At 51.4% G+C, this 23,502-nt stretch carries 17 protein-coding genes; 14 read left to right on the top strand and 3 right to left on the bottom strand.

The genetic code is table 11. The annotated features are described in order from the left end of the window. Positions 1-333: 333 nt before the first annotated feature. The 14 genes from G8768_RS18095 to G8768_RS18030 all read left to right on the top strand — a co-directional run bounded on the left by G8768_RS18095 (position 334) and on the right by G8768_RS18030 (position 19,619). Complete coding sequence (locus tag G8768_RS18095; RefSeq protein ID WP_166848084.1) at positions 334-3,648, top strand: FimV/HubP family polar landmark protein; 3,315 nt, start codon at positions 334-336, stop codon at positions 3,646-3,648. Between the two features lie 127 nt (positions 3,649-3,775). Continuing rightward, complete coding sequence (gene truA, locus G8768_RS18090; RefSeq protein WP_243749602.1) at positions 3,776-4,741, top strand: tRNA pseudouridine(38-40) synthase TruA; 966 nt, start codon at positions 3,776-3,778, stop codon at positions 4,739-4,741. Then, positions 4,738-5,367, top strand: coding sequence for a phosphoribosylanthranilate isomerase (locus G8768_RS18085; RefSeq protein ID WP_166848087.1), 630 nt, complete (start codon positions 4,738-4,740; stop codon positions 5,365-5,367). The genes truA and G8768_RS18085 overlap by 4 nt, the downstream gene beginning before the upstream one ends. Positions 5,368-5,846: 479 nt before the next feature. Next, positions 5,847-6,815: an acetyl-CoA carboxylase, carboxyltransferase subunit beta gene (gene accD / locus G8768_RS18080; RefSeq protein ID WP_166848090.1), complete on the top strand. Its 969-nt coding sequence runs from the start codon at positions 5,847-5,849 to the stop codon at positions 6,813-6,815. Positions 6,816-6,945: 130 nt separating this feature from the next. Then, positions 6,946-8,238 carry a bifunctional folylpolyglutamate synthase/dihydrofolate synthase gene (locus G8768_RS18075; protein WP_166848093.1) on the top strand — a complete coding sequence of 431 codons (1,293 nt, stop codon included), beginning with the start codon at positions 6,946-6,948 and terminating at the stop codon, positions 8,236-8,238. 100 nt (positions 8,239-8,338) lie between these two features. Continuing rightward, positions 8,339-9,097 (top strand): SPOR domain-containing protein, encoded by a 759-nt coding sequence (locus tag G8768_RS18070; RefSeq protein ID WP_166848096.1) that lies wholly within the window; start codon positions 8,339-8,341, stop codon positions 9,095-9,097. 60 nt (positions 9,098-9,157) lie between these two features. After that, positions 9,158-9,658, top strand: a complete 501-nt coding sequence (locus G8768_RS18065) for a CvpA family protein (protein WP_166848099.1) — start codon at positions 9,158-9,160, stop codon at positions 9,656-9,658. 49 nt (positions 9,659-9,707) lie between these two features. Beyond that, complete coding sequence (gene purF, locus G8768_RS18060; RefSeq protein WP_166848102.1) at positions 9,708-11,231, top strand: amidophosphoribosyltransferase; 1,524 nt, start codon at positions 9,708-9,710, stop codon at positions 11,229-11,231. A gap of 165 nt (positions 11,232-11,396) precedes the next feature. Further along, complete coding sequence (locus G8768_RS18055; RefSeq protein WP_166848105.1) at positions 11,397-12,599, top strand: O-succinylhomoserine sulfhydrylase; 1,203 nt, start codon at positions 11,397-11,399, stop codon at positions 12,597-12,599. Between the two features lie 64 nt (positions 12,600-12,663). Continuing rightward, positions 12,664-13,593, top strand: coding sequence for an AAA family ATPase (locus tag G8768_RS18050; protein WP_166848108.1), 930 nt, complete (start codon positions 12,664-12,666; stop codon positions 13,591-13,593). Between the two features lie 5 nt (positions 13,594-13,598). Next, positions 13,599-14,663 (top strand): DUF58 domain-containing protein, encoded by a 1,065-nt coding sequence (locus G8768_RS18045; RefSeq protein WP_166848111.1) that lies wholly within the window; start codon positions 13,599-13,601, stop codon positions 14,661-14,663. Further along, positions 14,660-16,705 (top strand): transglutaminase TgpA family protein, encoded by a 2,046-nt coding sequence (locus G8768_RS18040; protein ID WP_166848114.1) that lies wholly within the window; start codon positions 14,660-14,662, stop codon positions 16,703-16,705. The genes G8768_RS18045 and G8768_RS18040 overlap by 4 nt, the downstream gene beginning before the upstream one ends. A 152-nt stretch (positions 16,706-16,857) precedes the next feature. Continuing rightward, positions 16,858-18,072, top strand: coding sequence for a D-alanyl-D-alanine carboxypeptidase (locus G8768_RS18035; protein ID WP_166848116.1), 1,215 nt, complete (start codon positions 16,858-16,860; stop codon positions 18,070-18,072). 257 nt (positions 18,073-18,329) lie between these two features. After that, positions 18,330-19,619, top strand: coding sequence for an ammonium transporter (locus G8768_RS18030; protein WP_166848118.1), 1,290 nt, complete (start codon positions 18,330-18,332; stop codon positions 19,617-19,619). A gap of 374 nt (positions 19,620-19,993) precedes the next feature. On the opposite strand, the gene G8768_RS18025 is transcribed toward G8768_RS18030, so the two are convergent. From G8768_RS18025 to G8768_RS18015, 3 genes are all read right to left on the bottom strand, one after another. Next, positions 19,994-20,770, bottom strand: a complete 777-nt coding sequence (locus G8768_RS18025) for a hypothetical protein (RefSeq protein ID WP_166848120.1) — start codon at positions 20,768-20,770, stop codon at positions 19,994-19,996. Between the two features lie 83 nt (positions 20,771-20,853). Continuing rightward, entirely contained in the window at positions 20,854-22,581 is a 1,728-nt protein-coding gene (locus G8768_RS18020) for a SulP family inorganic anion transporter (RefSeq protein ID WP_166848122.1), read from the bottom strand. A 38-nt stretch (positions 22,582-22,619) separates the two neighbouring features. Further along, positions 22,620-23,492: an MBL fold metallo-hydrolase gene (locus G8768_RS18015; protein WP_166848124.1), complete on the bottom strand. Its 873-nt coding sequence runs from the start codon at positions 23,490-23,492 to the stop codon at positions 22,620-22,622. Between the last annotated feature and the right edge of the window lie 10 nt (positions 23,493-23,502).

Below are 23,502 nucleotides of genomic sequence, written 5' to 3'. Positions count from 1 at the left end.
GATATTCTAGGCTTTATTCACATTTCTTAATGCTTTGTCCTGTCGCGGGATTGCATTTGGCGCATAGCCGAAATAAGTATTAGGAACTGAGTGACTAAGTACCTGGGGTTCTGCTGAGCTTTGTCAGGGCGCTGTTTGGGGCTCTGGCCTTATGAATTGGGTGCAGTCACTGCCTCTGGAACTTTTCCGCCAAAATGGCCGGAAGGGCGCCGGGCGGTGTATATCTGTATCTGGCGTGATGCCACTCGCGACTGAATATGCTCGTCCGCGGATGCGCAGTGTGAGAAAGGGGTTTTACTCCTCGAACCAAGCATAAAACTAAAGGATCATCCTATGCGTCTTGGTAATTTAGCGGTAACTATCGGTTTGGTTACAGCTATGTCGTCACCAGGCTTAAGTGCCTTAGGCCTCGGGGAGATAACATTACACTCCACCCTTAATCAGCCCTTGGATGCGGAGATTAAGTTACTTCAAACCCGCGATCTCGATAGTACCGAGATTCTGGCAGGTTTGGCCTCGAATGACGCTTTCAAGAAAGCGGGTATTGAGCGTAACTACTTTCTGACCGGTCTGAAATTCACTGTCGACTTGAAAGCACCCGGTGGCCCGGTGCTTAGAGTGCGAAGTGATCGCCAAGTTCAAGAACCTTATCTGAATTTCCTGGTGGAAACCCGCTGGCCCAGTGGTCGTATTCTGCGTGAATACACCTTATTAATGGATCTGCCGGTTTTTACTGAAGATGCCGCACCAGCGGTACAGGCCGCGAGACCCGCGCGCCCAAAGCCCCAAAACACCGTACAGCGTCGTCCAGCGGAGCCTCAGCCGAGCGCACGTCCTGAACCTCAGCCAGAGCCTCGTCAGCAGGTGCAGGCCGAGCCGGAATCGACCAGCAGCTATGGCCCTGTCGGTGCCAATGAAACTTTATGGGGCATTGCCAAGCAGGTTCGCCCGGGTCGTGGTGTCAGTATTCAGCAGACCATGTTGGCGATCCAGCGTTTGAACCCGGATGCCTTTATTGATGGCAACATCAACCGCCTGCGTCGCGGCCAGGTTCTGCGTATTCCGACCGAATCTGAAGTATCCAGCTTGAGTGCTCGCGCCGCCATTGCCGAAGTCGCGCAGCAAAACACCGACTGGTCTGGTAATGCCAATGGCGATATTGGTGCGCCGATTGATGCGGGCGCCAGCAGCTCCCGTCGCAGCGCCAGCAGTAGCCAGCCCAGTGGCCGAGTAACTCTGGCCAGTGGTAATGATAGTCTGGGTGGTTCTTCCAGCCGCGGCGGTAGCAGTGGCCAGGCGGAATTAAGCCAGGCGCTGGAACAACTGGATAAAAGTCAGCGCGAAAATACTGAACTGAAGTCTCGCTTGTCGGATTTGGAAGCTCAAATCGAAACCATGGAGCGTTTGGTGGAGGTCAGCAGCGAGCAGATGCGTGCTTTGCAGTTGGCAGCAACCGAAAACGCGGTGGATGCCGAAGCCGGTGATGCCAGCAGTTCGGATGTGATTGATCCGCTCAACGACGCCTACAAAGACAGTCTGGATGATTCCCAGACACTGTCCAACCTGGTTGGTGATTCAGAAGCCGATGCAAACGATCCTGCAGCAAGCACCGAGGAACAGCTTGCTGAGAATGCCGTTGATGAAGCCGCTGAGCCGGTCGCCAAAGCTGAGCCAAAACCGAAGCCCAAGAAAAAAGTGGCTGCGGTTGTCAGCACGCCAAAGCCGGAGCCTACTTTCCTCGACATTATCATGGAAAATCTGCTGTGGATTGGTGGTGGCTTGGTAGCTGTGCTCGTGGGTGTGTGGGCCTTCCTGCGTCGTCGTTCAGGCGATGAAGAGGAAGACGATACCCTGGAGCCGCAATTTGATTCGGCACCATTGATGCCTGCCGATGCGGAAAGCGATGAAGAAGAAAGCATGCCGGAAGCGGGTGGTGACGTTCTTTCCGAAGCGGATATCTATATTGCTTACGGTAAGTTCGATCAGGCCGAAGCACTGCTTCAGGAACACTTGGCAAACAATGCTGAAGACAGTGAAGCGCGCTTGAAACTGCTGGAAGTCTACAGCGAATCGAAAAACTACACCGGCTTTGACGAGCAAGCGGAAGTGCTTGATGTTAATGCGGACGATCATGTTCTGTCCCGGATTGCCAGCCTGCGCGAAGCGATGGGTGGCCCTGAAAATGCCAGCGATGCGCTGGATGCCATGGACTTGGGTATCAATGAAGAAAGCGAGCAAAGTCTGGATGATTTGCAGCTGGACGCGGATGCTGATGAGTTCGATTTGGGCGATATGGATTTCAGTCTGGATCAGGATGCCGAGGAAGCGGGTGATGAGCTGTCACTGGGTGATCTGGCAGAAGAAGGTTTAGCCTCGGAAAACTCAGAACTGGAAGAAGCCGGCTCTGACGTTGCGCTGGAAGAAGACAGTAATGAACTGTCTGATATCGAATTCGATCTCGCGCTGGGTGGCGATGAAGAAGCAACAGCGGAATCAGTGAGCGAAGAGGCAGATAGTGATTTGTCCTTGCTGGATGATGCCGAACAAGAAGACGACGGTCTGTCGGATATTGAGTTTGAATCGGCCTTGGGTGAGCTGGATGCAAGTCTGGAGGCTGACCTCGAATCAGACTTGAATGCTGTTGAAAACAATATTGAGGAGCAGGCCGAAGAGGATGCGCTGGCCGCTTTGGACGATTTTAGTTTAGACGCTGCGGAAGATTCACAAGCTTCAGGCGAAGAAGAGTCCGGTGAGTTGAATCTGGACTTCTCTTTGGATGAACCTGCTGAGGCTGCTGTTGAAGAAGCTTCTGCAGACGCTGAGGATGGTCTGGAGCTGGATGATAAAACGGCGGCTGTTGCTGCCGCCGGTGCCGCTGCTCTGGGTGCAACCGTTGTGGGTACGCTCACTATGCACGATGAGGAAGATCAGCCAGGTGGAGAGGCTGAAAGCCCGGAAGTCGCAGCGGATGACAGTGTTGATCTGGCGCTTGATGACACGGCGGACGACTTTGCTCTGGATGCCACGGATGATCAAGCTTCCTTTGATCTCAGCGCCGGTCTGGATGATGGTTTGGAAGACGAACTGAATCTGGATGCCGGTGGTGAATTGGATCTGGCGGAGCTGGATAAAGAACTGGATTCTGAATTGGGTATCGACGTGGATGCTGAATTGAATCTGGATGCTGCGGAAGAATCGGTTGAATCTTCCGTTGAGCAGTCATCTGAAGTCGACGCGCTTGAAGAAGATTTCAGTTCTGATTTTGGCGAAGAGCTGAATAATGATCTTCAAGGTTTGGCCGGTGCTGATATGGATTTGCCAAGCTCAGACTTATCCGTGGGCGATTTGGCTGGCAACAGCGAAGAGCTGGGTGATGATCTTGCGGCTCTGGATATTTCACTGGGTGAAGAGGGTGAAAGCGCAGAGGTTGCAGAGTCATTGGACGATGCCCCTGAAGCCGCCAACGAATTGAGCAATGAGCTGGACTTCCTTGCTGACAGCGATGAAGTGGCAACCAAACTGGATCTGGCCCGCGCGTATATGGATATGGGCGATAAAGAAGGTGCCAAAGAGATTCTGGAAGAGGTGGTCAATGAGGGTGACGAGGGCCAGCAATCAGAGGCTCAGGAACTGATTGATCGTATGTAATAATGCATCGTCAATTCCGGGTATAACTACCCCAAAAGGCCCGAAAGGGCCTTTTTGCGTTTTGGACGAATGCTTTTAACAGCTTGTTTACTGTGCATTTTTGTTTCGAGCATAGGGCTCAGGTACAATGCGCGCGTTTTATATCCCTGAATTGAAAATGGCACCCATGGCGCGACCCTATAAAACCAATGGCGAAATTCTGAGTGGTGAATCTCTACCGGAAGGTATTTATCGCTATGGTGCCGTGGTGGAATACAATGGGGCCTCGTATCGGGGTTTTCAGCAGCAAAAGCACGATCCTCAAACCGTTCAGGCTGAATTGCAGAAAGCCTTGAGTGCGGTAGCGGCTGAGCCGGTCAGTTTGGTTTGCGCTGGCCGTACCGATGCCGGAGTGCATGCCACGAGCCAGGTTATTCATTTTGACAGCCGGGCCGTTCGCCCAAGTAAGGCTTGGGTGCAGGGCGTAAATACCGCCATGGCCCGAGACATCCGAGTGCGTTGGGCTGCTGAAATGCCGGCGCAGTTCCATGCGCGATTTAGCGCAAAGGCGCGCAGCTATCGTTACCTGATTTCCGATCAAGCGGTTTCACCGGGACTGCTGCGAGATCAAATCACTTGGTCGAAATTTCCTCTGGATCTCGAAAAAATGCAGCACGCTGCCGGGTTTTTGATGGGTGAGCACGACTTTTCCTCGTTTCGGGCCGCTCAGTGTCAGGCTAAAAATCCAGTCAGAGAGATTCAAAGAATTCAGTTTTATCGCCTGCATGGTGGTTTGATTGTGATGGAGATTCGCGCCAACGCGTTTCTGCATCATATGGTTCGCAATATTGTCGGTGTGCTGATGGCCGTCGGTTCCGGCCAAAAACAAGTGAGCTGGGTGGCCGACGTGCTTGAGGCGCGCAATCGCAGTGCTGCGAGTGTGACAGCGCCTGCGGCAGGCCTGTACTTTGTTGCGGCTCATTACCCGGAAGCGTTCGCGATTCCGGATATTTCACGAGGACCGATGCTGCTGCCCGATGATTTGAGTTTGGCGGGAGAAGCGGTCCAGTTCGATAATGACCATTCACCGCCATTCAAGGAGCCCGGAGTATGAACAATGTACGCAAAACCTATGTAAAGGTTTGCGGTTTCACTCGACCTGATCAGGCAAGAGCGGCCTCGCTGGCGGGTGTTGATGCTATCGGTTTGGTATTTTACGGGCCGAGCCCCAGAAACGTCAGTCTTGAGCAAGCCATTGAAATCGCTGAAGCGGTCGGACCTTTTACCAGTTTGGTTGGTCTGTTTGTGAATGCACCGGAAGAAGCCGTTCGGGACGTGTTGGCAAAGTTGCCGCTGGATATTTTGCAGTTTCACGGTGACGAGTCTCCGGATTACTGTGAAAGCTTTGGGCGTCGTTATATGAAGGCGATTCGTATGCGTGAAGGTTTGGACCTTGATGGCGAGATAGCGCGCTTTGGCTCTGCTGCAGGCATTCTGCTGGACGCCTATCAACCTGGTGTGCCGGGTGGCACTGGTGAGCGTTTTGACTGGCAGCGAGTGCCGAAAAGTGCCGCCAAGCCCATTATTCTGGCAGGTGGCCTGACGCCGGATAATATCGCCGATGCCGTGAAGCAAACCGCTGTGTATGCAGTGGATGTCAGTGGCGGTGTTGAAAAAGCCCATGGTGATAAATGCCTGGATAAAATTCGGCGTTTTTTGGCGGAAGTAGACGCCACTTGAGTCTTGGGCTCTGCGGTGAAAGCCCGCGTTAGCATGGGGACAGTGGGTAGAGAGGGGAGATAGCAAATCCCGGGAAACCACTAATTAAGCTGGAAAGTTCAGCTAAGATTAAGTGCTTGGGCCTCACCCTCAAGAGAGTCAGGGATCAATGGCCGACAAATTGGAAAAAAAGCGGGGGATTTTGCCACTAGATGAATATTTTAGTGTCACTTCATCGCCCCATTATTTATCATAGCGCTATAGAAAATTGGCAGAATAGCGTTTGCTTGTTCAGGGGTATCTCAATAGGGCTGTCTAAAATATAGACGACCCTGCTGGAAGGAACTCTGCTCGGTAAATATGAACAATAGCTGTTGAATCATCAGCACGGAAACACGTGCTAAATCGAGCTTTGAAAGGGCTTATTTAGCTGCCACAGAATTAATTGAGACATGTGCCGCCATGCTGAACATGGAGGCCAGCAAATCAGCGAGAAAAATATGAGTTGGTTGGACAAAATTATTCCTAATTCGGTGCGCTCAGAAGGCCGCCGTGATGGCGCCAGTAAAGTGCCAGAGGGGCTATGGAAGAAGTGCGTCAAATGTGGTTCTGTGTTGTACCGTCCCGAGCTGGAACGCAACGACGACGTCTGTCCAAAATGTGACCACCATATGCGTATCGGCGCCCGCAAGCGTCTGGACATCTTCCTGGACAAAGATGGACGTGAAGAATTGGCGACCGAGGTAGAGCCAATTGACCGTTTGAAGTTCAAGGACATCAAAAAATACAAAGAGCGTCTGAGCAGTGCCCAGAAATCTACGGGTGAAAAAGACGCTCTGGTTGCCATGCGCGGTAGCCTGAAAGGTATGCCGATTGTTGCCGTTGCCTTTGAGTTTGCGTTCCATGGCGGTTCTATGGGATATGCCGTAGGTGAAAAGTTTACCCGTGCGGCCAAAGTAGCGTTGGATGAAAACATTCCTTTGGTTTGTTTCTCGGCTACTGGTGGTGCTCGTATGCAGGAAGCTTTGATCTCGCTGATGCAGATGGCCAAGACCTCCGCCATTATCGAGCGCTTGAAGCAGCAGGGCACACCTTATGTGTCGATCATGACGGATCCAGTATACGGTGGTGTATCCGCCAGTTTGGCTCTGTTGGGTGATATCAATGCTGCTGAGCCAGGTGCGCGAGCGGGCTTTGCGGGTCCAAACATTATTGAGCAAACCATTCGCCAGAAATTGCCGGCGGGTTTCCAGCGCAGTGAATTCCTGCTGGAGCACGGCGCTATCGATATGATTATTCACCGTAATCAAATGCGCGATCGCGTGGGTTCATTGTTGGCCAAGTTCACGAACTACCAGTGGGACGAATCTCAGCTGCAGGAAGAAGAAACCGATGCTGAAGATGAATTGGTGGAAGGTGAGGTTCTGGAAGGCGAAACGCCGGAGCCCAAAGAAGGTGAAGAATCCTGATATCGGCCCCAGTTTAATGGTGCATGATTAAACAAAACCCGCTGCAGTTCGGCGGGTTTTTTATTGTTCGAAATTTTATCGCGTAACTCACGATCGTTTAAAACCGTAACAACATTTCAGGTCGCGGAACATGTCTTTGACACCTACACAACGCACATTGTCTGAATGGTTGGATTACATTGAGTCGGTCCATCCCAGCGAAATTGAGATGGGGCTCAGTCGAGTGCGCACCGTCGCCGAGCGCATGGGGCTGATGACGGCCATGGCTGAGCGCACCGTCATCACCATTGCAGGCACCAATGGTAAAGGCTCCTGCGTTGCCAGCCTGGAAGCGTTGTTTGCCGAGCATCCCCAAAAGCCGAGTTTTGCTGCGTATACCTCACCACATTTTTTGCACTTTAACGAACGCATTCGTTTGAATGGTGAGCCAGCGCAGGATGAAGCGATTTCCCAGGCCTTTGCTGAAATTGATTCGGCGCGCGACGACATTAGTCTGAGTTATTTTGAGTTTGCCACGCTGGCTGCTTTGAAGGTATTCGCCGATGCAGGCAGTGACTATGTGATCCTGGAAGTTGGCCTGGGTGGCCGACTGGATGCTGTCAATATTATCGATGCGGATATCGCTATCGTAACTTCCATTGCGCTTGATCATCAGGATTGGCTGGGCAGTGATTTACAGCAAATCGGCCGAGAGAAAGCGGGTATTTTTCGCGGTGGTCGAGTAGCGATCAGTGCCAGTCCGGACGTGCCGTCTTCGGTTGAGGAGGTCGCTCGGGAATTGGGCGCCAAGCACTGGCAGGCGAACCAGCATTTTGACTATCAGGTAAATGCCGGGCGCGTGAAGATGCAGCTTAACGAGCGCGAGTTCGAGATGACAAAACCGGGCTTACCCGTGCCAAGTGTCGTCGCTGCGGTTCTCAGTGTGGAGCTGTTGGGTATGTGGCCGGGTGATGAGAGGGTTGCCAGGGCGTTTGATCATATTCAACTGACAGGACGCTGCCAGCGCATCAACTGGCTGGGCCGGGAGTTGATTCTGGATGTGGCCCATAATCCGGCAGCAAGCGAACATCTGCAAACTCAATTGTTCGAGGAATCGGACAAACCGCCGTTTTTGGTTTTGGGGGCAATGGCGGATAAAGATCTGCCTGGGATACTCAAGCCCTGGGCAACTTGCGTCAAGCGAGCCTATGCCTGCGATTTGCCAAATACTCCTAGAGCCGCCACGGCGAAACTTTTATACTCCGAGCTGGCCGAAGTCGGTATTCCGGCAGCAGAAGCGGGAACTGTCCGCCAAGCGATGGAAGATCTGCGGGAATCCTCCCAAGAGGGTGATCGCATTATTATTATGGGCTCCTTTTTTACCGTCGCTGCTGCGTTGAGTTATTTGGATGATTCCAGCAAATCGCCAGACGGAAACCCATAGAAATCCATCGGCAAAATCGACGCTTCAGGGAGCTATTTCCCAGGGGCGCTGTCAAACAGTACGGTATTCGTGCTTTTAGAAAACGAGGTTAAGTAATCCAGTGGATGACGGCTTAAAACAGCGATTAGTAGGTGCGGTGGTCTTATCGGCGGTCGCGGTATTATTTGTGCCGGTGCTGTTTGATCAGCATGATAAGCATAAGGTCGATACGGTGAGCCAGATTCCATCAATGCCAAACATCGACCCTGTGGATTACCAGTCTCCCAACCGCCCGGATGGCATTGATCCGGCCTCGAAACCCGATCAAATGTTTATTCCCGAAGGCGGAGATGATCAGCATGTTGATGGTGGTGACGCCCCCCAACTGACTGCTCAGGTAAGTACCGGGGGAGCCAGCGATGCAGGCGGCGAATCAAAACCTGTACCCAACAAGGCGGTTGCGAACTCCCAGGCAGAACCTTTTATTGCCAAGCCTAAAATCAGCCAGAATACCGCTGCCGAGGCCAGTGCAAAGCCTGCACCTAAACCCACGCCAAAGCCTGCAAAGGCGAACCCTAAAAAGGCAGAACCCAAAAAAGCCGCGCCGGCTTCCAGTGACATTCTTAACGCTGACGGCACTGCAAATGCCTGGGTCTTGCAGGTGATCAGCTCTTCCTCCGAGACCAAGGCCAAGAGCATCGTGAAGCAGCTGCAGGGCAAGGACTATCGAGCGTATTACCGCTCGGCCAAGACGCCGAAGGGCCTGATTTACCGGGTCTACGTAGGCCCCAAAATCAATCGCCGCACGGCGGAACGCCTGAAACGCGAGCTGGACAAATTGTTAAAGGTCGATGCATTGATTCTGCGCTTTCAGCCTTGAGCCAAGCTCTGGTAGAATGCGCGCAGATTGGCCCCGGCCGGGGCGTTATTGAGTACGAATATGGCACTTGTTTGGGCAGATTGGTTGATCTTGGGCATTATCGGGGTCTCGTCTCTGGTGGGCATGATCCGGGGCCTGATCAAAGAGGCCTTGTCGCTGGTGAACCTTGCCGCCGCGTTTCTGGTGGCCATGAGTTTCAAGAGCCAATTGGCACCGATGCTGGGGGGCTGGTTGAGTACTCCATCCCTGCGAGAATTGGCCGCCTTTGCCATGCTATTTCTGATGACCCTGATCGCGGGCTCATTATTGAACTATCTTTTATCTCAACTGGTTAGAGCAACGGGCCTGTCTGGCACCGATCGCCTGTTGGGTGTTTTATTTGGTGCTTTGCGCGGTGTGGCTATCGTATTGGCGATGGTGATTATTATTCCTAAAATTTTACCGGTCGAGCAGGACCCCTGGTGGCAGGCGTCCACCATGATTGCGTATTTTAAAGGTATGGAAGGTTGGGCCATTGGCACTGCTGACCAGGCCTTTGAGTGGTTTAAATCCTTGTTTTAATATTTAGCTGCTGAATTGCAGCGCAGTGATTGTCTGGAGCGTAGGCTTTATGTGTGGTGTCGTTGGTATTGTCGGCAAGAGTGATGTCAATTTGCAGATTTATGATGCATTGACCATGTTACAGCATCGGGGTCAGGACGCCGCCGGTATTATGACCTGTCAGGATGGGCGTTTGGCCCAGCACAAAGCCAATGGTTTGGTAAGCGATGTGTTTCGCACCCGCCATATGCAGCGTTTGGTCGGCAACTACGGCATCGGTCATGTGCGTTACCCGACCGCAGGCAGCTCTGGCCCGGCACAAGCCCAGCCTTTTTATGTGAACTCACCCTACGGTATTGCCCTGGCACATAACGGCAATCTGACCAATACTGAAGAGGTGGAGCGCGAGTTGCTGCAAACGGATTTGCGACATATGAATACCGATTCCGATTCGGAATTGCTGCTCAATGTGTTCGCCCATGAATTGCTGAAACAGAACAAAGCCAAGCCCCAACCTGAGGATTTCTTTAATGCCATTCGCGCGATGCACAAACGCGTTCGCGGTGGTTACGCCTGTGTGGCAATGATTGCTAACTACGGCATTATTGCCTTCCGTGATGCCCACGGAATTCGCCCTCTGGTTTATGGTAGCCGTGAAACTGAGAATGGCACCGAGTATATGATTGCCTCGGAAAGCGTCGCACTTGATGTCAGCGGTTATACCATTGAGCGCGATGTCGCTCCCGGTGAAGCGATCTTTATCAGTACCGAAGGTGAACTGCACAGTGCAATCTGTGCAGAAGAGGTGAGCTTATCCCCTTGTATTTTTGAGCATGTCTATTTTGCTCGACCAGATTCCATCATCGACGGTGTTTCAGTCTATAAATCACGACTGCGCCAGGGCGAACGTCTGGCCGAGAAGATTCTGCGTGAGCGCCCCGAGCACGACATCGACGTGGTCATTCCGATTCCGGACAGCAGCCGTGTGGCGGGCCAGGCACTGGCGCACAATTTGAACGTCAAGTTCCGTGAGGGGTTGGTGAAAAACCGCTACATTGGCCGTACTTTTATTATGCCCGGTCAGCAGCAGCGCAAAAAATCCGTACGCCAGAAGCTGAACGCTATTGAGTTGGAGTTCAAGGGCAAGAACGTTATGTTGGTGGACGATTCCATCGTACGTGGTACAACTTGTCAGCAGATTATTCAGATGGCGCGCGATGCCGGTGCAAACAAGGTGTATTTTGCGTCGGCCGCCCCCGCAGTTAAGTTCCCCAACGTTTATGGCATTGATATGCCGTCAGCCAGCGAACTGATCGCCAGTGGTCAAAGCGACGAGGAAGTGTGTAAAGAGATTGGCGCAGATTGGTTGCTCTATCAGGATCTTGATGATTTGGTAGCCGCATCCCAGGACGGCAATCCTGATATTGCCCAGTTTGACTGCTCGGTGTTCACGGGTGAGTACATTACGGGTGATGTTGATGAGCAGTACTTTGCGAAGTTGGAAGCGGCTCGCAATGACAGTGCCAAAGCCAAGAAGGCGGTGAGCTCAGATGACACTGCCGTCATCGGTCTCCATAACGGAGCGGTGGAATAGACTTATAAGCAGCTGTTATTTTGTATGTCAGTGCCGCTCAGGCTACACTAAAGCCCTTTAGGGCTTGCAGGCTGTTTACGAAAGCCCAGGGTTAGTCCCCTGGGCTTTTTTGTTGTGGATAGCGTGAGCGGGCCCGTTTAGCGATAGTGTCTAACGGCGATCACCATGAATGATGAATTTTTAGAACTCTGTAATTTGGATACCCTTGCAATTCGCACCGGACATAGCCGCACTCCGGAAGGTGAACACAGTGAGCCTTTGTTCAATACCTCCAGCTATGTTTTTGAGTCGGCTGCCGACGCAGCGGCCAAGTTTGCCGGTGACGAGGCTGGTAATGTGTATTCACGCTATACCAATCCAACGGTGAAAATTTTCCAGGACCGAATGGCGGTAATGGAAGGTGCGGAGGCCGCAGTGGCGACATCATCGGGTATGGCGGCGATTCTGTCGACCTGTATGGCGTTGATGCAGCAAGGAGATCAGGTTCTGGTTTCGCGTAGTGTGTTTGGTAGCACCAGCAACTTGTTCGGCAAAATTCTGGTGAAATTTGGCATCGATGTGGTCTTCGTTGAACTTTCCAAGCTCGAAGATTGGAAAGCGGCAATGACTCCCGCAACCAAAATGCTGTTCCTGGAAACACCTTCGAATCCATTGTGCGATGTTGCGGATTTAGGTGCTCTGTCGGCGTTGGCCAAGGACAATAACTGCCGTTTGGTGGTCGACAATTGCTTTTGTACACCAGCCTTGCAACGTCCTCTGGATTTGGGTGCGGACATCGTTGTGCATTCAGCCACCAAATACATCGATGGCCAAGGCCGCTGCATGGGCGGTGTGGTTTTGGGTAATGAAGCTGACATGGAAGAGGTGTTGGGTTTTGTGCGTACAGCCGGCCCGACACTGGCGCCTTTCAATGCCTGGGTGTTTCTAAAAGGTCTGGAAACCTTGCGCTTGCGTATGGATGCCCACTGTCAAAATGCTCAAAAGCTGGCGGAATGGTTACAGAAGCAAGATGCCATTGAGCAGGTTTTCTATGCTGGCTTGCCCGAGCATCCCGGTCATGAATTGGCCAAGAAACAGCAGCGTGGCTTTGGTGGCGTATTGTCTTTTCGATTGAAGGTGAGTGAGGAATCCGAGCGCCGTGCTGCGGCCTGGCGTTTTATTGATGCCACCCGTCTGGTTTCCCTGACAGCAAATTTAGGGGATGTTAAAACCACCATTGTGCATCCTGCGACAACCACGCATTCTCGTCTGAGCCCGGAAGAAAAAGTTGAAGCGGGTATCACCGAAAATTTGATTCGCATCGCCGTTGGCCTTGAAGATATCGAGGATCTGATTGTCGATATGAAGCGCGGACTGAGCGCACTGTAAGCAAAGCATAAATGACAGGGTTGCCTCAAACGGCAGCCCTTATTTTTATTCGGCCAAATAGGAGATGCCCTTGAGCCATTCGGTATTGCAGCAATCACTTGAGCAACTTGGCAAAGTCGTACTGGGGAAAGAATCACAATTAAAGTTGGCCATGGCCTGCCTGTTGGCAAAAGGGCATTTGCTGATTGAAGATTTGCCTGGCATGGGCAAAACCACTTTGGCCCATGCTTTGGCCGCTGTTCTGGGTTTGCAATATCAACGGGTGCAATTCACCAGTGATATGCTGCCTGCCGATTTGTTGGGAGTTTCCGTTTTCGACGCTCAAAACAGTCGCTTTGATTTTCATCCCGGTCCGATCTTTACCCAGCTCTTGCTCGCCGATGAAATTAACCGAAGTACGCCAAAAACCCAGAGTGCGTTGCTTGAGGCAATGGAAGAAGGGCAGGTGAGTATCGAAGGAGAAACCCGTCCGCTGCCCAAGCCGTTTTTTGTTCTGGCAACCCAGAACCCGGTGCATCAATCCGGAACCTTTCCATTGCCAGAATCCCAGCTGGATCGCTTTTTGATGCGTATTTCGTTGGGCTATCCATCCGCCGCAGCTGAACGTTTGCTGTTGAAGGGCGTAAACCCGCGTGAATTTTTAAAGTCTCTCCAAGCCACGATGAGTCTGGAGCAGTTGGCTGAGTTGCAAGCGAAGGCCAGTGAGGTGCATATCAGTGATCACGTGCTGGATTATATTCAGCGCCTGGTACAGTTCAGCCGAGACTATGAAGGTTTCAGTTACGGAATTTCTCCACGTGGTGCATTGGCGTTGGTATCGGCTGCAAAAGCCTGGGCGCTGGTAGAGGGCCGCGAACATCTGTTGCCGGAAGATGTGCAGGCCGTAATGCCAGCGGTAATGGAGCACAGGCTGCGAGCCAGCAGTCATGCTGCCGGGCAAGGCCAGGCCCTGGTGGACGTTGTGATTAATGCTGTGGATGTCCTACAGGGTTAATGGCGGTGGCCGAGCAACAAAACAAACGTCCTTTGTCCAAAGCTCAAGAAAATAAGCTTGGGCAGGGTTGGGTTGCCAATTTTCGACGGCGTATTCGACGCTGGGCATTGAAGCGACGTCGTGCTCAATCGGCGTTTATCCTGGATCGCAATAATCTTTTTATTTTCCCCACAGGTTCAGGTTTTTCATTGCTGCTGGTGATGCTGTTAATGTGGTTGCTGGGGACCAACTATGACAATAACCTGATTCTGGCCCTGGCCTTCTTACTAGGCAGCATTCTGATTACCTGCATTCTGCATACTCACGCCAGTCTGGCGGGTTTAAAAATTGAGCTGATGCAAATTCAGGAAGGCTTTGTTGGGGATGAATTGCAAGTGAATTTGCGCTTGAGCGGTCAGGGTAAGCGCGATTATCCCGATGTGCGTTTATTCTGGGCGGGCCAGTTTCCCAAGGCCGTGCATATCGAAGAGCAGGAGCCCCTGCGTTTGTCCCTGAGTTTTACCGCACCTCGGCGCGGTTCCATATCGCCGCCCTTGTTATGCATTGAAAGCCGTTTCCCGCTGGGTTTGCTTCGTTGCTGGACCTGGCTGCGTTTTGATGGTGAGACACTGGTTTATCCCAAGCCGGTAGATGCCGGTCCATTACCCGCCAGTGCCAGCAGCGAAGGCAGTGGCGACAGTGAACCCGTGTTGCTGGAAGGGGCAGAAGACTTCAGCGGTTTTCACAGTTATCGAGACGGAGAATCCCTGCGACATATTTCCTGGAAACACTATGCTCAAGGTAAAGGTTTGTTCGTAAAAGATTTCCAGGCCTATGCGGACGAGCAATTGTGGATCGATTGGGATGCCTTGCCCGGCATGGATCGCGAAGCCCGTCTTCAACGTCTCTGTGATTGGTTATTACACCTTGCGGATGGCATACAACCCTTTGGTATGCGCTTACCGGGAATTGAGATTGCGCCTAATATCGGGCCGGAGCATCGACTGCATTGTTTGCGGTGTCTGGCGAGCTTTGAAGCGCATCAATTGGCAGCCATCGATGTGGATTATTATCTGGAGGGTGGGGCATGAGTCTGGTCTATCAAATTCCCCGTAAAGCGCTCTGGTGGTTGCTGATTGCCCAGGCCGCAGTTATTTTGCCCTTACTGCAACATTTACCCAGTTGGTTAATTCTGGTGTGGACAGTTTGCGTGGCCTGGCGGGTGCAAATTGTCCGAGGCGTTTACGACGCGCCAAAAGCGATGGTTAAAGTTCCACTGGCGCTGTCCATGGTTGTTGCCCTGATCATGAGCTTTGGCAAATTGTTTGCGCTGGAGCCGTTAGTGGCTTTGTTGTTACTGACGTTCTTATTGAAACTGTTGGAGCTGCAATCCCAAAGGGATGTTTTGTTGCTCTTGTTGTTGGGCTTTTTTGTTGGCTCAACGCAATTGCTGTTTTCGACCAGCATCTTGGCATTTTTGTACGCAGTGTTTTCTTTTACTCTGTTGCTCTCGGCATTTATGGCCTTGCATACGGCAACAGAATCCAAATCCCTGTGGCAGAGCTTAAAGAAATCATCATTGATTATTCTGCAGGCAGTGCCGCTGGCCGTATTGATGTTTTTTATTATGCCCCGTATTGGATCTCTATGGACAGTGCCTCTGTCCAGTGGCGCGGGTAAAACCGGCTTCAGTGATTCCATGGCGCCGGGCAATATCAGCCAGCTTAACAAGGATTACTCGCCGGCTTTTCGCGTAGATTTTGCGGATAAAAAATCCCCTCCACAAAGGGAACTGTATTGGCGGGGAATCAGTTTAAGTGCTTTTGATGGGCGTCGTTGGGAAATCTCTCCGCAGGATCGAGACCCAAGACACCGGTATCGACGTTTACGCCAACAACAACAACGCTTTACGCAACAGTGGCAAGAGGATTTCACGAACTATCGTCAACAACAGGGTGTTCCCTATGTTGATTATGAGTTAATGATGGAGCCCAGTTTTCAGCCTTGGTTGTTCAGCATGGCCACCGCTCAGGTGGCGCTGAAAGATGTCGTCAGCACGAATGATTATTTGTTTCTGCGTGACAGTCCGGTTGCTCAGCGATTACTTTACCGTGTGCGCTCGTATCCTCAATTTTTACGGGAACCTGAAGACCTCAGCCGAGGGCAGAATTTTGTTAACACCCAGCTGCCGAGAGGCTTTAATCCGCGTACACGTGAGTTGGTAGAATCCTGGCGCCAGGAAGGCAGCAGTGATCGCCAGATTATCGCCCGTGCTTTGCGCTGGTTCCAGGGTGAGTTTACTTACAGTTTGCAAGATACCAGCCTGGCCGCTGAAAACCCGGTTGATGATTTTCTGTTTAATCGCCAGCGCGGTTATTGTGAGCACTTCTCAAGTGCTTTTGTGGTGATGATGCGTGCTGCTGATATTCCCGCGCGCGTAGTGTTGGGTTATCAGGGCGGGCAGTGGAATGATGATGAGAAGTATTTGCTGGTCACTCAGGCAGATGCCCATGCCTGGGCAGAGGTTTGGCTGCCGGACACAGGATGGCAGCGGGTAGACCCGACAAATGCGGTCGCCCCTGAACGTATCGAACTGGGATTTCGGGAATACATCGAACAGGCCAGCGCTGCGAGTGAAACTAATGGATTTGCGGAGCTGCGCCAGGCGCCGTGGTTGGCGCAGATGCAAATGCGTCTGGATGCACTCAACTACAGTTGGCAGAGCTGGGTGCTGAGTTACGATCAGGAACAGCAGTTGATTTTCTTCCAGAAGGTGTTGGGAGGTGATGAGCACTGGCGCATTGTGGCGGCTCTGATGGCCTCTGCGACCCTTGTGCTGGCCATTTTGGGCTTATGGCTTTGGTGGCGGGCGCGGCCACTGCCGCCGCCTCCCGAGCTGCTGCCATGGTTGCAGCTGGAGCAGAAGCTCCAAAGGGCAGGTTGGCAGCGCAATCCGGCTGAAACTGCTCAGCAGTTTGCAGAGCGTATCGCCGCCGAAAAGCCTGAACTGGCGGGTATTCTAAAGCGATACACCCAACTGGCCTACAAGCTCCTGTACCTGCCTGCCAATACAGAGCAACAGGATGCCATTGTGCAGCAGCTTCGGCGCTTGCGAAACTCTCTTCGATTATAGTCCTCTAAGCCTAAACCTGGCCTTTCAACTCGGTGGGAGGTCAGGGTATCTACGGGCAAGATTCTCTCGCTTTCAATGCGTCTTGATCAGTGGCAGAATCCCATGCTTTGTCGCTAAGCCGATGTAAATGCAGTAATAAGAAAGACTAAATAATGATCAAACGCTTTATTTCCAAATTTAATGGCCGTCGCAAACAGGTGGCGGCCAAGGTCGTCTTGACGGCGGCTTTCGCTGTGGGTGTTGCCGCAAACGGTCAGGCCAAGCCGTTGGCTGACTACCTGAAAGAAGTCAACGCCATGCCCGAGGCGAGCCTGTTGACGGCCAAAGGGCCGGGTGCGGTGGATATTCGCAGTGATAAATTATTGATCCCTGCATCCACCATGAAATTGCTGACCGCTTACCTCGCTCTGGATCACTGGGGTGAAGATCATCGACTGAGTACAGAGTTTTATCGTTCCGACGATACTTTGTGGGTACGTGGTCTGGGTGACCCCAATTTGACGTCAGAAGAATTGGAATTGGTTGCCCTGGCGCTGGATAAAAAACTGGATCTCAATGGCATAAAAAATCTGGCCATCGACCACAGCTATTTTCCGGAAATCAAACTGGATGGTCGCGGCAAATCCAATAATCCTTACGACGCGGCAAATTCCGCCATCGGCGTGAATTACAATACGGTGTATTTAAAACGTGATCGCCGTGGTTTGTATTCCGGTGAAGCGCAAACTCCAATGACCCCGATGGGTAAAAAGCTCGGGCGCTGGGTGAAGGGCAGTTACCGAATGAGTTTGCCGGGAGGCGGGGATAAAGCTGCACAGTATTTTGCAGAAGTATTCAGTCAGATTGTATTTGGAAAGCAATTGCCCATTACAATGGCAAAACTGCCTGCTGACGCTGAAAAAGTGTATACGCACAAAAATTCCAAAACCATGGCCCGGGTTGTTGAGCAAATGCTGGAATACTCAAACAACTACACGGCCAATCAGTTGTTTCTTTTACTCGGTGCTGAGGCCAATGGTGGCGTAGTCACCGAGCAAGCTGCTATTGATTACGCCAGCCAAAGGTTTCGGGAAAAGTTGGGATGGCAGGATTTTGCGATTTATGACGGTGCTGGGTTGTCTCGCAAAAATCGCCTGAATACCAAACAGCTGTTGTCTGTGGCAGAGGAAATGCGTCCGTGGCGCTGGTTGCTGCCTAGCGCCCGTGATCATATTCGTGCAAAAACCGGAACCATGTTGCGAATCAGCAGTTTGGCAGGTTTTTATCGCGATCCCAATGGCCAATGGCGAGCCTTCGCATTGATGATCAATGATGAAGATGTCACCTTCGATTACCGTTTCCGCCTGTCTGAGCAGCTTGGGCGATAAGTTGATTTGCACCTTATAAATACTGAAGGGCAATGCTTCATTGTGGTGCGTTGCCCGTTTTTATTATGATTCCCTGCCTTCTTCTAGTGCAATTCAGCACACTCTAAAATCACCTCGCTGGTGCAAGCCCCTGCCGCAATGCCTGTTTACAAGGCATGATCGATAATTTTTGTTTTAGGCACGATTACTGCTATACCCCCTTCGAATTGGCTGTGCGAGGCCATATAAGAACCATAGCAATGAAAGAGATGTGTCCTATGAAACGATTACTACCATTGGTTTTGCTCGGGGGAGCGTTGCCAAACACGGTGTATGCCGATGCCTTAAATGGCGCGAATACCGCCTGGATTTTAACGGCTACGGCCCTCGTGTTATTCATGACCCTGCCAGGACTTTCTCTTTTTTATGCGGGTCTGGTACGCAGCAAGAATGTGCTGTCGGTATTAATGCAGTGCTTTGCGATTGCCTGTGTCGCATCAATTTTATGGTTGGTTTTTGCTTACAGCTTGGCCTTTGCTGAAGGGAATAGTTGGATTGGAGATTTCAGTAAAGCGTTTTTATATGGTATCGATGCCGGCACTTTAAGTGGTGATATTCCTGAGCCACTGTTCTTCATTTTCCAAATGACTTTCGCAATTATCACGCCTGCTCTGATTGTGGGTGCGTTTGCGGAACGTATGAAATTTTCATCCATGCTCCTGTTCAGTGCCGCATGGTTGATCTTCGTTTACGCTCCGGTGTGTCACTGGGTGTGGGGCGGCGGATGGCTGCAAGAAATGGGGTTGCTTGATTTTGCTGGCGGTACGGTTGTACACGTTACTGCGGGGGTAGGTGCCTTGGTTGCCGCCATGGTGATTGGCAACCGTCGTGGTTATCCTCGTACGCCCATGCCTCCCCATAACCTGACCATGACCGTAACCGGTGCCGGTATGCTGTGGGTGGGTTGGTTTGGTTTCAACGGTGGTTCTGCCTTGGCGGCCAATGGTGACGCCGCTATGGCCATGCTGGTGACGCACATTTCTGCGGCTGCAGGGTCACTTGCCTGGATGACCATTGAGTGGATTCGTTATGGCAAACCGAGTGTGTTGGGGATTGTAACTGGTATGGTTGCAGGTTTGGGTACGATTACTCCGGCTTCTGGCTTTGTTGGCCCCGGTGGTGCTCTGGTGATCGGCTTGGTGGCGGGCGTAGTTTGTTTCTATGCAACTCAATGGATCAAACGTAAGCTCTTAATTGATGATTCTCTGGATGTATTTCCCGTGCACGGTGTAGGTGGAATCATTGGTACATTAATGGCTGGTGTGTTTGCTTCTCAGGATCTGGGTGTGTTTTCTGGCTGGGGTTTTGCAGACGGTATTGACACTATGGCTGGACAGGTTTGGGTTCAATTCGTGGGTGTTGCTGCAACGTTTGTGTACACCGCGGTAGTCACGTTCGTGTTGCTGAAACTGGTTGGGCTGATGACCGGTGGTATTCGTGTGAGCGAAGAAGATGAAGTCGAAGGCCTGGACATTGTATTGCACGAAGAAGTTGGTTATAAGTTCTAGTCTAAATTTTTCATTTGTTGTGGCCTGAATCCGAGTCAAGGGCGAGGCCATCACTTTATAGGGACGCACAAGTCCATCCGTGGAGCTCTGCTTCGGCTATCCATGCCGAAGAAGCCCTATAAAGTGATGGCCTCGCCCTTGACTCTACTATAGCTAAGCTTTCCATCTCGATTTTTCTCATTTGATTGATAAATTCTGGTTTGTGCTTAATGATATTTTGATTCGGATCTGCACGTAAGAGAGTGCGAGTCATGTGCCCGCTTATGGAGGCTTCTTCGGCAGGGATAGCCGAAGCAGAGCCCCAGGGATGGGTTTATGCGTCCTCCATAAGCGGGTACATGACTCGAACTCGAATTCCTAGCCACCTATGTTGCTTAGTTAAGCTTGAGCCGCCCAAACTCAGTTTCTCGTTTCTGTTTCTTCAAACAGGTTTTTCTAACCCACATGGTTTCACCCTGGTTATCAATAATTTTAAAGCAGTTGCCATTCCCGTCACTGAAATGCTCACCTTCGCTATTTCTGTAGTTACCGATGTCTACAGATTCCCGCCGACGATTAAACGCTTTTAATTCCTCGCTGTGTAAATACTGACGAAACTTGTTATCGAATACCGTATTGTGTGGCCCGGTATTTTTCTGGGTTTCCGCACCCAGTGGGTTATTATCGGCGGGTTCGCTATCGATGATGGATTGAATCAATGAATAATCGATCGCTTTTGTCACAGCAGTTGGCGGTGATTCAGTTTGTTGGGCCTCTTTAGCATTCTCGGTTTGAGGTTCCGTAATGGCTTCATTCTTGGGAATGACTTCGGGCTTAACTTCGGGTTTAACGTCGGGAAGTGTTTTCTCAGGTTCCACAATGATCGGTTCACTGTTGGCTTGTGGCGCGTTCAAACTCACCGATAAAGTGGTTTTGGGTGGGGAGTTATCAAACTCTGGCTGACTAAGAAACGCCAAGCTGATAAAAATCCCAAAAGTGGCGAGACTGCTAAAAAGGGCGGGGCCGTCCCAGGCGGAAATCAGTTTATCTTGGGGAGGGATGCTTTGAGTGTTGTTTTCCGAAGAAACAGAAAACACCGGCAAGTTCAGGGCAGCGGCCTGATCCAGGCTGAGTTCATCCGTTGATAGTAAGTCGCTCTGTTCCAATTGCACAGCATTCAAAGGCTAAAGAAAGAATTTGAGAATGCTGATTGGGCAGTGTTCGCTGGGAATAGTTCCCTAACGTTTATCGTCTGTCAGATTCTGGGGGTTAAGGTGGCATCCAGCTCGTTGCAGAGTTGATTAAAGGCTTGGTATTGGCTGAGAAAGACCTGACCACTGAGGTCCTCCAGGAAGCGGGAGCGTTTCAGCTGGTCCATAACCGGGCCTTTTACCTCGGATAAGTGGAATTGTATGCCCGCGTGTTTCAGCCGCAAATTGAGGGATTCCAAGCCTTCCAGGGCTGAATAGTCAATGCTGTTAATAGCGGAACACATCAGCACGACGTGTTCGATGCCTTCCCGGCTGATGGCTTCAGCGTAAAGCTTGTCTTCCAGATAACGGATATTGGCGAAGTACAGACTTTCATCCACGCGGGCGGAGAGCACAGCGCCACTGCAGATAACATTGTGGCGGTCTTTGTTGCGAAAATGCTGGGTGCCCGGCATTAATCCCACTTCGGCGATATGGGGGCGAGAGGTTTTCCATAGGTGCAAGGCCAGCGAGATTCCCACACCGGCAAAGATACCGGCTTCTACACCCTGCAAGAGGACCAACAGAAGGGTGGTGAGCAGAGCGATAAAGTCGATCTTACTGAAACGCCAAGTGTCACGAAGAGCATGCCATTCCAACAGAGAGCTTACCGCAACAATAATGGTAGCGGCGAGGGTTGCGTGAGGGAGGTAGTAAAACAGCGGGGTTAAAAACAGGCAGGTGATGCTGATACCAATGGCGGTAAAAATTCCGGTCATCGGGCTAACGGCACCGGCATCGAAACTCACTACCGAGCGAGCAAAGCCTCCTGTAACAGGGTAGCCGCCAGAGCAAGCAGCGGCGACATTAGCGGCACCCAGGCCAAGAAATTCCTGATCCGGCTCGATGCGTTGACGACGTTTGGCGGCGAGTGACTGAGCCACAGAAACGGATTCCACAAAGCCAATCAGGCTGATCATAAAGGCTGCCGGTAGAAGGTCTTGCGCCATTTGCCAATGCGTTGTGGGCAGTTGAAGCGCCGGCAAACCGCCAGGAATATCAGCAACAATGGACAATCCCATGGTATCCAGCTTGAAAAACCTGACCACAAGAATCGCAACAACTACTGCCACAATAGGGCCGGCTTTGCCCAGAAGATTAGACGTTTTTTCACTAAGTCCGAGCTGCTTTAGCAGAGCGCTACCAAAACGGCGACTCAGGATCAGCAAAATTAGACTTCCCAGCCCAACCCAAAGCGTGAGGTCGTTAAACGCGTATTGGTGTTGTAGAAAACTACTGAACATTTCGGGCAGATTATGTCCGCTAAAGGGAATTGCCAGAATGTGTTTCAGCTGACTTAAGGCAATGAGTAGGGCTGAGCCAATAATAAAACCCGTCATTACGGCCTGTGACAATAAGCTGGCGAGCCAACCGAGTTTCAGAACTCCCATTGTAAACAGCATGCCACCCGAAAGCGCGGCTAACATCATTGCCGCCTGAATAGCCTCGTTGCCCGAATACTGGCTAATGGTGCTTGCTGTCAGTAATGAAATAATAGCGACTGGACCAACGGCGAGTACTCGACTGCTGCCAAATAAGGCGTAAGCAAGCAATGGCAATATGCTGGCATACAAGCCCATTTGCGGCGGCAGGCCTGCGAGCATGGCATACGCCAGACTTTGCGGAATCAAAAGAATGGTAACAATAACGGCTGCCAAACCATCTGCGGGAATATCGCTTTTATGATAGTCTTTTCGCCAGGGTAACAGACTTGGCCAGAGTTTCGTTTGCATGATGTTTCCCAAAGTACAGCGCCGTGATATGCAAGTTGTTACAGTGCGTCCAATGGAATTTTTAGATATCGCTTTCCGTTGTCTTCAGCGGGAGGCTTGTGGCCAGCTCGCATATTGATTTGCACAGAGGGCAAGATTAAACGAGGCATAGAAAGTTGGGCGTCGCGCCCCTGGCGCATCGCTACAAATTCGGCTTCGCTGGTTTCAGCCAGGTGAATATTGTGACGTTGTTCGGCAATCGTACTTTGCCACTGATATTCCTCGCGTCCTTCAGGCAGATAATCATGACAAAGAAAAACACGGGTTTGATCAGGCAGGCTGAGTAACTTTTGAATGGATTGATATAAGGTCCGTGCATCGCCACCGGGAAAATCGCATCGGGCAGTGCCGTAGTCGGGCATAAATAAGGTGTCACCCACAAAGAGTGAATCTTCCACCCAATAACTCACACAGGCAGGAGTGTGCCCCGGGGTGTGAATCACCTTGGCTTGTAATTCACCAATGGCAAATTCATCCCCATCGCGAAACAGTTGATCGAACTGGCGACCATCACGTGAAAATTCGTCTTCGGCATGAAACAAATCCCCAAACACATTCTGTACCTGGGTAATATGCTCACCAATGGCAATCTTACCGCCCAACTGCTTTTGAATATAAGGCGCCGCCGATAGGTGATCAGCGTGCACATGGGTTTCCAGCAACCATTGCAGCTGCAAGCCCTCAGCTTTAATCAACGCAATCAAGCGATCAGCATTGTGACTGGATGTCCGCCCGGATGCTGGATCGTAGTCCAGTACCGAATCCACAATCGCACAGGCTGAACTGATGGGGTCTTTTACCAGATAGGTGATCGTAAACGTCTCCGGATCGAAAAAACCACGAACGTCTGCGGATTGTGCACTTGAAGGCATATTAGAGCAT

Source organism: Pseudoteredinibacter isoporae (assembly GCF_011602085.1).
Taxonomy (GTDB): domain Bacteria; phylum Pseudomonadota; class Gammaproteobacteria; order Pseudomonadales; family Cellvibrionaceae; genus Pseudoteredinibacter; species Pseudoteredinibacter isoporae.
Note: the sequence above shows the minus strand (reverse complement) of the source record. Positions and strands in the feature narration are given on the sequence as shown.